At 46.3% G+C, this 14215-nt stretch carries 12 protein-coding genes and 1 pseudogene; 2 read left to right on the top strand and 11 right to left on the bottom strand.

Annotated features, from left to right (window positions below):
* Positions 1–166 precede the first annotated feature (166 nt).
* Entirely contained in the window at positions 167–1906 is a 1740-nt protein-coding gene (locus C7475_RS25710; protein ID WP_110056282.1) for a M14 family metallopeptidase, read from the top strand.
* An 82-nt stretch (positions 1907–1988) separates the two neighbouring features.
* On the opposite strand, the gene C7475_RS25705 is transcribed toward C7475_RS25710, so the two are convergent.
* From C7475_RS25705 to C7475_RS25655, 11 genes and pseudogenes are all read right to left on the bottom strand, one after another.
* The gene (locus tag C7475_RS25705; protein WP_158286620.1) at positions 1989–3014 is read right to left on the bottom strand and encodes a beta-ketoacyl synthase chain length factor; all 1026 of its coding nucleotides are present in this window, start codon (positions 3012–3014) and stop codon (positions 1989–1991) included.
* A gap of 16 nt (positions 3015–3030) precedes the next feature.
* Positions 3031–4245 (bottom strand): beta-ketoacyl synthase, encoded by a 1215-nt coding sequence (locus C7475_RS25700; protein WP_110056280.1) that lies wholly within the window; start codon positions 4243–4245, stop codon positions 3031–3033.
* A gap of 15 nt (positions 4246–4260) precedes the next feature.
* Positions 4261–4527: pseudogene (locus C7475_RS25695) on the bottom strand (phosphopantetheine-binding protein); the annotation flags it as partial.
* 127 nt (positions 4528–4654) lie between these two features.
* Positions 4655–5941, bottom strand: coding sequence for an ABC transporter permease (locus C7475_RS25690; protein WP_110056278.1), 1287 nt, complete (start codon positions 5939–5941; stop codon positions 4655–4657).
* 10 nt (positions 5942–5951) lie between these two features.
* On the bottom strand, positions 5952–6698 hold the full coding sequence (locus C7475_RS25685; RefSeq protein ID WP_233259963.1) for an ABC transporter ATP-binding protein: 747 nt from the start codon (positions 6696–6698) through the stop codon (positions 5952–5954).
* The gene (locus C7475_RS25680; RefSeq protein WP_110056277.1) at positions 6698–7723 is read right to left on the bottom strand and encodes a BtrH N-terminal domain-containing protein; all 1026 of its coding nucleotides are present in this window, start codon (positions 7721–7723) and stop codon (positions 6698–6700) included. The genes C7475_RS25685 and C7475_RS25680 overlap by 1 nt, the downstream gene beginning before the upstream one ends.
* A gap of 34 nt (positions 7724–7757) precedes the next feature.
* The gene (locus tag C7475_RS25675) at positions 7758–8156 is read right to left on the bottom strand and encodes a hypothetical protein (RefSeq protein WP_110056276.1); all 399 of its coding nucleotides are present in this window, start codon (positions 8154–8156) and stop codon (positions 7758–7760) included.
* A gap of 108 nt (positions 8157–8264) precedes the next feature.
* Positions 8265–9401, bottom strand: coding sequence for a beta-ketoacyl-ACP synthase III (locus C7475_RS25670; protein ID WP_110056275.1), 1137 nt, complete (start codon positions 9399–9401; stop codon positions 8265–8267).
* Between the two features lie 290 nt (positions 9402–9691).
* The gene (locus C7475_RS25665) at positions 9692–10612 is read right to left on the bottom strand and encodes a hypothetical protein (RefSeq protein WP_110056274.1); all 921 of its coding nucleotides are present in this window, start codon (positions 10610–10612) and stop codon (positions 9692–9694) included.
* 405 nt (positions 10613–11017) lie between these two features.
* Complete coding sequence (locus C7475_RS25660; protein WP_110056273.1) at positions 11018–11686, bottom strand: class I SAM-dependent methyltransferase; 669 nt, start codon at positions 11684–11686, stop codon at positions 11018–11020.
* A 43-nt stretch (positions 11687–11729) separates the two neighbouring features.
* Positions 11730–12446 (bottom strand): head GIN domain-containing protein, encoded by a 717-nt coding sequence (locus C7475_RS25655; protein ID WP_158286619.1) that lies wholly within the window; start codon positions 12444–12446, stop codon positions 11730–11732.
* A gap of 134 nt (positions 12447–12580) precedes the next feature.
* On the opposite strand from C7475_RS25655, the gene guaA reads away from it, so the two are divergent.
* A complete protein-coding gene (gene guaA / locus C7475_RS25650; protein ID WP_110056271.1) occupies positions 12581–14119 on the top strand; it encodes a glutamine-hydrolyzing GMP synthase in 1539 nt (512 codons plus the stop codon).
* The last annotated feature ends 96 nt before the right edge of the window (positions 14120–14215 follow it).

The following is a 14215-nucleotide window of genomic DNA, read 5'->3' as shown; positions in this document are numbered from 1 at the left end:
ACCGCTCGTACAACAAGCCTATAAAAACTGAAGATATTCCCCTATTTTGTTCCCCCCTCAGTGCTCATATGCCTGTTGTAATTACAAGATCTAAACATATTCGTCTCAATAGGACTGCAGATGCCCTACTGAAGGCCAGAAATATCATCCAAACGTCGCTTTTTACATGAAGAGAATTATCAGAACTGCCGCCCTGCTTGCATTATGTTACACCTGCCTGCCCGCTTCGGCACAAGACCTGACCACCCGCTTTGAGAAAACGCAAGGGCAGGAAACGGCCACCTATGACGAATGTATCGCCTATTACAAACAACTGGACAAGCGCTTTAACCAGATCTCCATGCGGGAAATGGGCAACACAGATGCCGGCCTCCCGCTTCATCTTGTAGTCTACTCCCCCTCCGGAGATTTCGACTTTGCAAGCCTGCGTAAAAAGAATAAACGTATCATCCTCATTAACAATGGCATACATTCCGGCGAACCCGACGGCATTGACGCCTCCATGATGCTGTTACGTGACCTGGCATTTGGTAAAAAGAAACTCCCTGACAATATCGTCCTGGCCGTCATCCCGGTCTATAGCATCGGTGGCGCCCTGGACCGCAGTACCGAGTTCCGGGTTGATCAGAATGGTCCGGCTGCTTTCGGTTCCCGTGGCAATGCCCGGAACTACGATCTGAACCGTGACTTTATCAAGGCCGATTCCCGTAACGCCCGCTCCTTCCAGCAGATCTATCAGCTGACCGATCCGGACGTTTTCATAGACAACCATGTGAGCAATGGCGCTGATTATCAGCATGTCATGACCCTTCTGTCTACCGAACATAACAAAATGGGCGGTACAATGGGCAGCTTCCTTCATAAGGAATTCGAACCCGGCATTTACCGGCTCATGAAAGAGAAAGGATATGACCTGGTACCTTATGTCAATCACTTCGGCGAAACGCCTGAAAATGGCTGGATCACCTATGCTGACGGTCCCCGCTATTCCAGCGGTTACACCACCCTCTTTCATACCTTCGGCTTTGTGCCCGAAACACACATGCTGAAACCATATCCTCAAAGGGTACAGGCCACATATGCCCTGATGGAATCTTTCATCAGCTTTGTAAGCACACACAGCGAACAGATCAAAACCTTACGTGCTCATACAAAAGAGCAGGAAAAAACACAGGCCTCCTTCCCTCTCGAATGGAACGTCGATACCAGCCATTACAGCTATATCACCTTTAAAGGATATGCCGCCGGCCATAAACCAAGCGATATTTCCGGAGAGCCACGCCTGTATTATGACCGTACCAAACCTTTCGAAAAACAGGTCAAGTTTTATGACAATGTCATAGCGGGCAATTTTGTACAGAAACCGGTAGCCTATGTTATTCCACAAGGCTGGTGGAACGTCCTCGATCTGCTAAAGAACAATAAGGTCCAAATGAGGCGCTTTTCCCAGGATACAGCCATCTATGTCGAAACCTACCACATTGCGGATTATAAGACCGCTCAGCGGCCCTACGAGGGGCATTACATCCATAGTGCGGTGAAACTGACCACTACAATGGACACCATTCGTTTCAGAAAGGGCGACTATTACATCCCGATGAACCAGGTGGCGAACCGCTACCTCATTGAAACACTGGAGCCTACCGGCGGTGATTCCTTCTTCGCCTGGAACTTCTTTGATCCCATCCTGGCCAGGAAAGAAGGCTATTCCCATTATGTGTTTGAAGATATTGCGGCAGATTATCTGAAGTCTGATCCCGCCCTGCAACAGCTGTTAAAGCAGCGGCAAACTACAGACAGCACCTTTGCGAAGAGCGGCGAAGCACAGCTGCGCTTTGTCTACGAACATTCGCCATACTCAGAACCAGGATACCTGAGATACCCGGTATTCAGGATCGTTAAATAAACATCCATAACATAAAAGATTCGAGGGCGGCCTGAATACAGGCCGCCCTCGAATCTTTTATGTTATGGATACCTAAGATTATTTACACGGCGTGCAACAACATAAACGTATGCTGTTCACCAAAGAAGTGATTATAGATCAGGATATTCCGCAGCTTTGCAGGCTGTTGCTGCAACATAGGGAACCATTGTGAAGGAAGTTGCTGATGTTTCAGTATCTGCGCGGCCAGCCACATGGCGAAAGCGCCCACAGTTTCATAGTCTCCGCTAAGATGTTTGAAAGGCAATTGGGGATAACCCTTCAATATTTCGTAATAGTGTGCATGATTAGTGTCAGCATTTTCACCAGTCAGTACCAGGTCTATATCTGCAGCCTGTAAACCATGTTGCTGCAAAAACTCAGGTAACGCAGCATGTAGTTTTTCGGGGGATGGTTTATATAACATCTGCAGCCCTCCTATTTGTGCATAACTCTGCGCCGTAACTGCCGGCGTCAATGCGAAGAACACGGCTCCCTCTCCCGAAATCGTTCCGGGTGATGGATGTTCATATAGCTTATCGTTGGAGATCGTTTCCTTTTTCCAATGTCCTATACGTCCTTTAATGAAAAAATGTTCCGGTGTGATCTCATCAAAAGCTCCTGTCAATACATCGGCAGTTCCTTCATGCAGTAACAGCATACTATCCAGTAAAGCATGTTCAAAGGAAAACCCACGATGTACGAAAGTGTTGTTATACTGTGTACACTTCTGCTGTAAAGCGATCAGGCCATTTACTGCGTTGTATGTGGATTGAATAAACGGTGTAGGGTTCAGTGCTTTTTCCTGGTAATCCCGAATCTCTTTTATAAAGCGTTCTGTGTCCTGCAAACTGCCTTTGCCGGTCCCGGTCACAATAGCGCCGGGAACAGCAATACCACTGTCCTGCAGGCATTTCAGGGATGCTGTCAGACCCATTTTCAGCACGCGCGTCATACGACGCAGGCTGTTGGGGGCGATAAAAGATTTATAATCCGGTTCTGCACAGGAAAGCATATTTCCGTGGGTAACCACCATGGGCTGCGCCATCAGGTCTCCGTCAAACGTGTGTTGAGGAGTAATGGCTGCCATTCCTTGTATGTAACACTTACCCTTCATATTTACTGATCAGCAGGGAGGCATTGTTGCCGCCAAAACCGAATGAATTTGACAACACATGACGCACGGGATATTGCTCCAGCAGCTGGGTTTCCGGCGTAATGTACAGTTCCTCCATCTTATCTTTAAAATGGAGATTAGGAAATATTGTCTGATGAGAAATTGCGAGTACCGCGTAGATAGCTTCTATCCCTCCTGCGGCCGCCAATGTATGACCGGTAAAAGGTTTGGTACTGCTGAACTTTGGAACGTTCTCTCCGAACAACCGTTGTAATGCCATGCCTTCTGCTACGTCATTGCTGAGTGTAGCAGTACCATGTACATTCACATACTGGATATCCGAAGGTGTACAACCGCCCATTTCCATTGCTGTTTTCATAGCAGCATAAGCACCGTCTCCTTCGGGTGAGGGAGCTGTAGGATGGAATGCTTCGTTGGTATTGGCATAGCCGTCCAAAGTGGCGAGTACTGCGGCATTCCGCTCTTTTACGAGCGACTCGCTTTCCAGTACCAGGTAGGCCGCACCTTCCCCAAGATTCAGTCCATTCCTGTCCTGATCAAAGGGGCTGCAGGGCCGTTTATCTACATTCTTGAGTGAATTAAAACCATTGAGAGTAAAGCGGGTCAGCGCTTCAGTACCTCCGCAAACGACACGGCGTACGAAGCCTGCTTTGATCAGTCTTGCACCATACATCAGTGCATTGGCGGAAGAAGAACAGGCAGTGCTGATAGTGGTAACAGGACCATCGAAACCAATTGTATCAGCAATCCGCTGTGTACAATCGGCACAATCCAGGGTATCGATGTAATTCAGGAAATCACCTGATTTCTCAGGGTCTGCAATATCGAAATATACATTCTCTGTATCGCACATTCCGCCTACTGTAGAAGCATTGATAAACCCTGTCACTTCATCCTGAACATCGCTGATGCCGGCATGTTTCAATGCTTCCTGCATAGCGATCAGTCCCAGCAATGTAGTGCGGGTAAACCCTTCCCGGCCGGTCATACCTGCCATTGCAAGCAATTCAGCAGTAGTATGCTTTACTTCGGCGACGGGCAATACTTCCTTGTAAATAGTATCCAGCTGCCTGGTGAAACCGAGGCCGCTTTCCTGTGCGCGCAGACTTCGAAGATTGTCTGCTACATTGTCACCTATGGCGGTGATCATCCCTAACCCTGTTATAAACACTCTTTCCGCCATACCGGGATTGCCTGCTTATGCAGGCTGTTTTGATTGAATGAATTCAGCCATAGATTGAACAGACTGTAATATCTTTCTTCCTTCGCGGGGATCTTCTACTTTGATCTGATATTGTCTTTCGAGTAATACCATCAGCTCAAGGGAGTCAATGCTGTCCAGACCCAAACCTTCACCAAATAAAGGTGCATTGTCATCAATGTCTTCAGGACGTGTATCCTGCAGGTTCAACGCCTCAATAATCTGAACTTTCAATTTCTGTTTTAAATCTTCCATAGTATTGTTGCAGGTTTTTGCTTCCTTTAGTTATTCCGAAGCCTGGCCACCATCCGCAATATTCCTGCCAGGTGGCCGTAAAAATACAGTTTTACCTTCAATAGTCAATATACACCAGCCTAAGTCACACTTTCCCCTAGCTGAGTCTCCTCTTTTCTATCACCGCCGCAATGCATAACAGCGTTATTGCAAATAACACGAGTTTCCCCATATGCCCCCAGATATGTCCTACACCTGCGTTCCGCAGATAAATATCATTGATGGCATCCAGTCCCCAGCTAAGCGGTGACAAGTGACCAATCAACTGCATATGCGATGGCATGATCTCCAAAGGTATCCAGATACCACCAATGGCCGACAAAATAACGATGGAAATAGCGCCAAAGTTCAATGCCTGATTAGGTGTTTTAAATACCGTACCTACCAGTATGCCATAAGAGGTGGATGCCAGTCCGATACCGATAGCTACGATGAATGCTGCCAGCAAACTCTGTCCCAGTACCAGTTTGGGCAATCCCAGCAATGGGAGCAGGTAAATGCCTACCTGCATCATCAGATAAAACTGCACCACACACACTGCTACGAAGAACAACATTTTGCCTGTCAGGATGGCCAGGTAAGAACCGGGTATCAGTTTCATTCTCAGCAGACTGCCATCTTCTCTTTCCCTGATCATATTACCTGCGATCGGGATCACGATAAAGAACATCGCGAAGATGCTCCAGGCAGGTACATTATGTTGTACAGAGTTCGATATAACATCTATCTCCTGCGATGGCCCTGTGAGCTGCTCTTTCAGCCCTACAGCTTTGAGTTGTATGACCATAGAATCATTCTCGGGAACATCTTTCTTTTTTAATTGTTGTTTGATCCTTTCCAGCAGCAGATCTGTTTCTACCTGTGTCAGAAAATTATCCAATGCCTGATGAATGGCGCTTTTAAACGCTTTCTTCGAGGCAGGATCGAAATAGACGATCACATTCAGTGAATCTTTCCGGCTGCTTACAGGCAAAACACCGGGCATGCCCATACGCTTTGAAATATCATTAACGATCTTGTTCGCATTGCTTACAATTGCGCCGGTAGCGCCTTTGGGGATGATGATGCAGATCTTGTACTCCCCTTCATTGACAAGGTCCCTGGCCTGCTGTTCTGTTAAGGCGTGCCCTTTCACCGTATCTATCACCCTGAACTGTTCACTATGTTCCAGTCCCTCCCTGATATATTTTCCCAGACGGCCATGATCATTATCTACTGCCAGGATGTCAAATTTCAGTTCCTGGTAGTCACGGAAAGGCGCATCTTCTATCATTGCCATTACCGTGATCAATACCACCGGCATGGCAAACAACAATGTCAACCCTGTCCTGTCCCGCAACAGTAATAACCATTCTTTTCGTATTGTAGCCAGTAGTCGTAACATCCGGTTTTTATTAGTCTCTCAATGCGTGCCCTGTATAATGTAAGAACACGTCTTCCAGGTTGCGGCATTCAGGATGCCTTGCTATTAATTCGGTCGTATCTCCCTGCACCACCGCTTTTCCTTCATCTATGATCGCTACTTCCCGGCAGATGGTCTGTGCTTCATCAAGCAGGTGAGAAGTATATACAATGCTAACGCCCTGCTGATTGTAATCACGCAGGAACTGCAATATCATACTACGCGACTGCACGTCCACACCGGCAGTAGGTTCGTCCAGTACCAGCAGTTGCGGCTGATGTAAGATAGCCGCAATGATATTTGTACGGCGTTTCATCCCACCTGAAAAATGACTGACTTCTTTATGTCCGTTCTTTTCCAGTCCGAAGATCTGCAGGTATTCATCAATACGGCTGCGCAGCAGTTTTCCTTTCAGACCGTACAGGTTACCGAAGTATTCCAGGTTTTCAATAGCAGTAAGATGAGGAAATAGTGCGATCTGCTGGGGCACAACACCTATCAGTCTTTTAATGGTTTCCCGGTTCATGGCATTTTGTGGCAGATCGAAGATCTGTACCTGCCCTGCATCTGCCTTCACCAGACCGCATAAGATGGAAATAGTGGTGGTCTTTCCTGCGCCATTAGGACCCAGCAGGCCAACAATGGCGCCTTTGGGGAAACTAAAGTTCAGACCTTTCAATGATGGTTCCAGCGCTCCCTTGTATGTTTTGTGCAGGTCCTGCACCAGAATGCTGGTCATTATAATTTTACTTTCGACAATTTACGGAATAGTACTTCTTCCTCTGCTGCGCATTGCATCAGCATTTCACTCAGTTCCGCGTAAGATACGTTGTTCACACTTCTGCTCTTACATACCCTGCCCGCATTGAACGCAAAGTTGCGCCAGGTATCGCCAATGCGTGTCAGTTCTGCTGAGAGTTCTGAGAGTTCATCCCTTTTGAGAATGCCCGCAGCTTCCTGTAAAAAGGCCGCATACATGAAGCGGAAACCTGCACCACCGGTACCGATCTCCTCCTGCATACGGATGATGTTACCGAGGTATAATACAGCCTTCCTGTCTCCTACTTTCTCCGGATAATGTTTCAGGCGTTTCGCAAGGAAACGCATTCCTTTCACACCAAACATCGGCAGCGGAATATTCAGCATATCACTGCAGGCCTGTTTGATACCATCACGTATCGGCTGTTCGAATGATACTTTTTCAGGTACTGACACGGGATAATACATCTTTCCTCTTGGAGCAGGAAACCCTTTTGCAAAGCGGGCTTCAGCCAGGCTTTTTGCATCTATCTGTGTAACGGTTTCCATAATAGGATCACTGATACGATAGTTATCGCCATCCTTTCCAAATGCAACAAGGTTATGTGCATTGAAATGGAAACGGTATGCCGGTGGAAAGTAAGGGAGGTAGTATACACTGGACAACAATCCTACAGGCCTGCCTGCTTCCAGCACACGGTCAAGTGCTTCCATTCCTTTTTCAGGACCGGAGAACGTCTGTGATTCCATTTTAACGCCGAGACGCTTGCACACTCTTTTGAAGATAGCACCTGGAACCACGCGGTAAGTTGTTCCAGGCACACCGTTCACCTTTACGAAAGGCAGGTGACCGAAGAAAATACCGGCCCCGATACCAAACGCCATAGGCTCACTGATATGCAACCCATAATGACGGAAGATATTTGAAATAACCCCGCTTTCACAATGGGCGGTCTGCTCGTGGTTAAACTGAATATCACTCATAACTTCCAGTACCTCATCCATTTGGATATAATTTATTGAATACTCCCCTTCAGGATTATTTGATGTTTTTTAATTCCTGTACACTGATCTTGAATGCTGCTGCATACTTGCGCAACATGTCATCGCTCAGCTTATTAAAAACGGCTGGTTTCATATGGCGTTTTACCTGCCACTGGAACTTACCCACATAACTGGCCAGCAGTGGCAGGTCCATGATGGTCTTTTCCATGTAGTATACTACGGGACTTATCTCACCTGCCAATACCTGTGCTTTAGCTTTTTCCACACGTTCATTGATCTCTTCCCACGCCTGTTGCATAGCTACGTTTTCAGGTTCCCAGCCCACGCTGGTTACCGGTACATACTGGCCTGCATTGTCGGTGGCATAAAACAACTGTTTGAAAGTACCGTCATGCATGTTATTGCCATCCTGGGGAACTTCCTCTTTTTTCATGTGTATTATGTTTGAGCCAAATTTACATTTATATTATGTATCATATACCAAAAAAGAAAGGAGCTTACGCCCCCTCTTTAATTAGTTATTTGTAACATACCGTTTTGTTTACACTACGGTAATGTGTGCATATGCATATGAGAATCTTGCACTCTCGGGCACCATCATTACAATAGTCTGTCCTTTCTTCAGCATATTATTATTCATCAGTTCTTCCAGCATAAAGTAAGGAGATGCTGTACCTACGTTACCCACTTTAGTCAGGTTCGTAAACCATTTTTCCTGAGGGATAGGTACTCCCAGACGGCTGATCTCTTCGTCAATTTTAAAACGGAAGAACTCAGAAGATAAGTGTGGCAGGAAATAATCCAGCTTATCCAGGTCGATATTATGACGCTCTACCAGTTCCTTCCACATTTTAGCGCCGGACGGAACAATGTTCTTACCAAGCAGGCGGGTATCCTGTTTAAAGGAGAATACGCTGTGTTGCGCCCACTCTTCAGGCGTCATATCTATCCAGCCTTTTGTAGAACCATCTTCGTTTTTGATTGAACCGGCGTACATGCATGTTTCCAGTTCATGTGCATAAGATGCTATTTCAACCCAGTCTACACGCAGGGAGAGACCTGTTTCATTAGGTTTATCCTGGAACAGGGCTGCACTGGCGCCATCGGAGAGCATCCAGCGGAGGAAGTCTTTTTCGAAGGCGATGATCGGGTTATCTTCCAGTTGTTTCAGGTTATCGGTTTCAGGCTGGAACTTTTCAGCAAGCATCCAGCTGGAGAATTTCTCGGAACCGGTACTAACAGCGTTGCTGGTGTTACCACATTTGATGGACATCCAGGCATATTTGAACGCCTGCATACCGGCAGCACAAGCACCTGTAGCAGCGATGAGCTCTACCGGCTGGCATTTCAGCAAGCCATGTACCATTGCGGCATGGTTAGGCAACAGCTGATCAGGTGAAGTTGTACCACAAGCCAGCAGCTGCATTTTACTGATAGGAAATTTATCGTCAAACAGATTGTTTACAGCCGCGGCTGTCATTTCAGCATTTGAGTGAGTTGATTTACCCTCTTTATCCAGTGAATAATAACGTGTTTTGATCTTATTATTTCCCAGAATCCTTAATCTGGCACGAGAAGGTTTTCCATCCACTAAACCCAGAATGCTTTCCATTTCATCATTCCCTACAGGTTCATTTGGCAAAAACTTAGATAGCCTGGTAATATAAACTTCCTTCATTTGAAATAGATTCCTTTTTTATAAGTTATGCCTATCCTCCTTTAAAGACTGGCTGTTGATTTACAATGGTATGTGTGACAGTGCAAACTCGCAATCATTCATTTCGGATAGGTCATCCCCTCTGTTACGTTAATCACATGAAATGGCCGGTTTACGCCCCTTCCGTCTTTTTTGAAATACACAAACGCCCGTAAATATAGAATACTCTACGGATATAACCGTAAAACAGTCATTTACATGTTGTCCCCTATAATAATTACTTGATAACTATTACATGACCAGTGGCTGGGTTAGCGCAGATGTATACCTTTATAGTATTCAACATCTTCCTGGAGCTTCTTCTTATTTAATGCCAGCTTGAAAACGGATGTTATTTTGGCAATAGGCGATAATACGAAAATACCGATCAGCAACAACCTTCTGTACATCAACACTCTTCCCTGACGTTCCGGAGCGCCTGGACCGCCTTTGGCACTGATAAATTTGGACCAGAAGCGAAATGCCTTAATTCCCCTGTCTTCCAGCAGGACCAGGTTCGGTAGCAGGTCCACAGCTCCTAATGTTATCAGCTGAGACTGCAATGAATCCCACTGTTTATTTTCCAATGCCTGGGCTATGGGTGCTGCAAAACGCGCTGACTCAATAATATCTTTTTCCTGCACACCTGCCTGCGGCAACCACTTTGTCGCTTCTTTCTTTCCCTTGAAGCTCCATCTTAATATAGTGATCACTGACAACAGGTTCGGAGACTTATCTACCAGTACGATATTACCTACCAGCCGTGCACCTGCCTTCTGCAAATATGATTTCACTCTTTCCTGCGCATTCAGCCACATATTACGGCAACCCATTAATGTGATAACAGGTTTACCTTTCAATAAGCGGCCTGCTATTTCACTATGCAAAAATGCTGCCGTAGGCTGAGAAGGAGACAGGAACCAGGCCTGGTAAGCAAGAATAACCAGGTCAAAATGTTCGTCCGGGTTCACCTTAAGGGGCTGAATGCCTCTGGGACGATCTAACACCGTTTCCGGCATGGTATCATAAAAAACCTGCTTTTTCCATGGGAACTCAAATGGTTGCAATGGTTTCAATTCCTCGTATACAATAGTTGCTTTGTCCTGGAGCGGACCGAGCACCGTATCGATTATTCTTTTCAGTTGTCCCGTTTGCGTGTAGTATACAACCAGGATCTTAGGTCGTTCAGTCATAAAAGGAATAGGAGTGTCAACAAAATGAAGCCATAAACATACGAAAAACAACGAAAGCCGAAAGATATTTTTTTATTATATGAATGAAGGTCGTTAGTAGACGCTTGCCCGGTTTGAGGTGCGGACTTTAGCTATCAGGAACAAAACGCCGGTCCTGACATAAAGCGCTACTAAAACATACTTAAAGAAGGAAGAAGCACAATGAAAAAGAAAGGGATGAGGGAGGCGCAAATAACATTATCCGGTATCGGACCATCAGCTGAAAACTGCGTCTTGTGCCTTAGCCAGGTACTGCCATATCCTCTGCATATTGTTTACAGCAGTACCGTGGCCAAAGGACTTAATTAGTTGTTAAACAGCTACAAAGATGCTGTTTTGTACGATAACCTAACTGTTAAAGAGAACTTAAATTTTAATTCCTCTTAAACAAATGTTCTCAAACTGTACTGTCATACTGCCGTCTGCCGACGGCCGGGCATCCTCTAATGCTGTCTGCACCTCACTTACCCTGAAGCCATTCGCTTCCAGCAATGATCTGGCTTCTTCTGCGCTGTATAACGTAAACCCGTGGGCGCTGAAGGGCATTGGCTGCATGGTTTCTCTGGATCGTATAGCCAGCACCAGCTCTCCTCCGGTATCCAATACACGGTGTATGGCTTTAAGTGCTACTGCAGGTTCGTCCCAGAAGTACAGCACATTCGCCGCAAACACTTTCGTGAAAGCACCTTCGGAGAAAGGCATTTCTTCCGTTCTGCCAAGATGCAGTTTCACACTACCTTCGGAGATACGGTTTTCGTTTACCCGGGCAGCTTCCGCCACCATTGTTTCAGACATATCCAGGCCGGTATACTGTATAGCGTTCTCTTTTTCAAAAAGTGCAGGAATGAAATATCCGTTACCGAATCCTATCTCCAGTAGCCGGTCTCCGGCTTTTATACCCAGGAAACTCAACATCATATTATAAAGAACAGCGTTGGACTTATTCATCGCAGCCCCTACCCTGATCCCATCTTCTCCATCCGGTTTACGTAGCTGACTCGCTATTTCTTCGGCACTCATTACAGGTTTATCCATCGTGTAATATCTGTTTACTTATCTTAAGATGTCGGATTGAGCATCAGTCTTTATGTACGGACCCTGAACCAGCGATCTTTGAAGATACCGAAGGATTGCCTTTGTAGCGTACATCTCCCGAACCGGCTATTTTTGCCTCAAGCTTCACACTGGCATGTACATTTACATTACCGCTGCCGGCAATGGTCACTTCGGCATTTTCGGAATGCAGATCGGCTCCTTCAAAATTGCCACTGCCAGCCAGGCTGATGTCCAGGTCTTTCGTTTCACCAGACAGTTTGATATTGCCAGAGCCTGCAGAAGAGGCGTTTACTTCCGGGCTGTTCACCGCACCATCAATATTGCCGCTACCGGATAGCTTAAGCCTTACCGGCTCATTATTCTCCAATGTATTTGTAATATGGATGTTACCGGAGCCTGAAAGGGCCAGCTCATTTACATTAGGAGCTGTCAATTTCACTTTGATCCCTCTACGGGTCTTTAATGAAATATGGTCCTTCAGGTCCACTACCAGCTCATCCCCATCTATTTCCAACCTTACGTACTGGATAACATTATCTTCTGCCTCTATCACGGCAGCCTGAGAGGGACCTTGTGTAAACTCTATATCCATAGAGCCTTTCAGCTTTACTTTTTCGTATTCTCCTACATTCCGGGTCTCGGTGGTAACGTTACCACTTCCATTAATACGCTGACCGTCGCAGCTGATTTGTGTTGCTACTAATAAGGTTAAAGCGGGAATGCAAATGATCTTTTTCATAAGGGCAATAATTGTTTGGGTTCTAAAATGGCGATTTAAACACATGTATATTACGAATATAAGTACAAACATCCGCAGACTATTCGCATTTTCAGACTTGGGATTTCATATTTGGCCTTTATCTTTGCACCACCATGACAGAAAAGATACTTATACTAGACTTTGGCTCTCAATATACGCAGCTGATCGCACGCAGTATCAGGGAGTTGAATATTTATTGTGAAATCAAGCCTTGTCTCCAGCCGGTACAATGGGATGACACAGTAAAAGGCATTATTCTTTCCGGTAGTCCGTTCTCAGTGAACGATGCCGGTGCACCGATCGTTGACATAGCTGCCATGGCGGCAAAGGTTCCTGTATTAGGAGTGTGCTACGGCGCCCAGCTTACAGCAAAAGTATTCGGAGGAGAAGTAGCCAAGAGCTCCATCCGCGAATATGGCCGTCAGTTTATGGAACATCAGAACAAGGAAGAAAAGCTCCTGTATGATATCTCTTCCCGTAGCCAGGTATGGATGAGCCACTCAGACACTATCGTGCGTATGCCCGAAGGATTTGAGATCATCGCCCATACCGACAATATCCCGGTAGCGGCTTTCAAATCAGAGACCGTAGCCAAGCACCCCATCATGGGTCTCCAATTCCATCCGGAAGTAACACACTCACTGGAAGGTAAACAATTGCTCCGCAACTTCCTGGTACACATCTGCGGATGTAAACAGGACTGGACCCCGGCTGCATTTGTACAGGAAACTGTTGACAAGATCAAGGCGCAGGTAGGCGATAAAAAAGTAGTAATGGCGCTTAGCGGCGGTGTGGATTCTACCGTGGCTGCCGAACTGATACATAAGGCGATAGGAAGCAACCTGTATTGCGTATTCGTTGATAATGGACTGCTCCGTAAAGATGAATTCGAAACTGTACTGGATTCCTACAAACACATGGGCCTTAACGTAAAAGGCGTGAATGCCAAAGATCTCTTCTATGGAGAGCTGAAAGGCGTAAGTGATCCTGAGAAAAAACGTAAGATCATTGGCCGTCTCTTCATCGAAGTGTTCCAGCAGGAAGCTATTCAGCTGAAAGATATCTCCTTCCTGGGTCAGGGTACAATTTATCCTGATGTGATAGAATCTGTTTCTGTAAATGGACCTTCTGTTACCATCAAGTCTCACCACAACGTGGGCGGCTTGCCTGAGAAAATGAATATGGGACTGGTAGAGCCACTACGTTTCCTCTTCAAAGACGAGGTTAGACGTGTAGGCCGTGAAATAGGCATCAGTGAGATCTTCCTGGGCCGTCATCCTTTCCCGGGTCCTGGTCTGGCTATCCGCATCCTGGGCGAGATCACTCCTGAGAAAGTGGCCATGCTGCAGGAAGCAGACGCCGTATATATCGACGGACTGCGTGAAGCGGAACTGTATGATAAAGTATGGCAGGCAGGTACCATCCTGTTGCCGGTACAGAGCGTAGGGGTAATGGGAGATGAGAGGACCTATGAATTTACAGTTGCTCTCCGTGCAGTAACCTCTGTTGACGGTATGACCGCCGACTGGGCACACCTGCCGTATGAGTTCCTGGCTAAAATGTCGAACGATATTATCAATAAAGTGAAAGGTATTAACCGCGTGGTATACGATATCAGCTCCAAACCACCGGCTACCATCGAATGGGAATAAAATTCCATGAGCTGTAGGTAGAAACGCTTAACGCTGAGCACATTATACATTTGCACCTCAGTGTTAAGCGTTTCTTGTTCAGCGCCTGGGAACGAT

Origin of the sequence: Chitinophaga sp. S165 (genome assembly GCF_003182155.1) — a bacterium.
Lineage (GTDB): Bacteria > Bacteroidota > Bacteroidia > Chitinophagales > Chitinophagaceae > Chitinophaga.
The sequence above is the reverse complement of the archived record's forward strand: the minus strand, read 5'-3'. Positions and strand labels throughout refer to the sequence as shown.

Bases quoted from the DNA above. Each gene is read 5' to 3' on its own strand.
- C7475_RS25660 (WP_110056273.1), bottom strand. From the start codon at position 11,686: ATGGATAAACCTGTAATGAGTGCCGAAGAAATAGCGAGTCAGCTACGT.
- C7475_RS25700 (WP_110056280.1), bottom strand. From the start codon at position 4,245: ATGGCGGAAAGAGTGTTTATAACAGGGTTAGGGATGATCACCGCCATA.
- guaA (WP_110056271.1), top strand. From the start codon at position 12,581: ATGACAGAAAAGATACTTATACTAGACTTTGGCTCTCAATATACGCAG.
- C7475_RS25680 (WP_110056277.1), bottom strand. From the start codon at position 7,723: ATGGATGAGGTACTGGAAGTTATGAGTGATATTCAGTTTAACCACGAG.
- C7475_RS25665 (WP_110056274.1), bottom strand. From the start codon at position 10,612: ATGACTGAACGACCTAAGATCCTGGTTGTATACTACACGCAAACGGGA.
- C7475_RS25710 (WP_110056282.1), top strand. From the start codon at position 167: ATGAAGAGAATTATCAGAACTGCCGCCCTGCTTGCATTATGTTACACC.
- C7475_RS25690 (WP_110056278.1), bottom strand. From the start codon at position 5,941: ATGTTACGACTACTGGCTACAATACGAAAAGAATGGTTATTACTGTTG.
- C7475_RS25655 (WP_158286619.1), bottom strand. From the start codon at position 12,446: ATGAAAAAGATCATTTGCATTCCCGCTTTAACCTTATTAGTAGCAACA.
- C7475_RS25685 (WP_233259963.1), bottom strand. From the start codon at position 6,698: ATGACCAGCATTCTGGTGCAGGACCTGCACAAAACATACAAGGGAGCG.
- C7475_RS25705 (WP_158286620.1), bottom strand. From the start codon at position 3,014: ATGGCAGCCATTACTCCTCAACACACGTTTGACGGAGACCTGATGGCG.
- C7475_RS25670 (WP_110056275.1), bottom strand. From the start codon at position 9,401: ATGAAGGAAGTTTATATTACCAGGCTATCTAAGTTTTTGCCAAATGAA.
- C7475_RS25675 (WP_110056276.1), bottom strand. From the start codon at position 8,156: ATGAAAAAAGAGGAAGTTCCCCAGGATGGCAATAACATGCATGACGGT.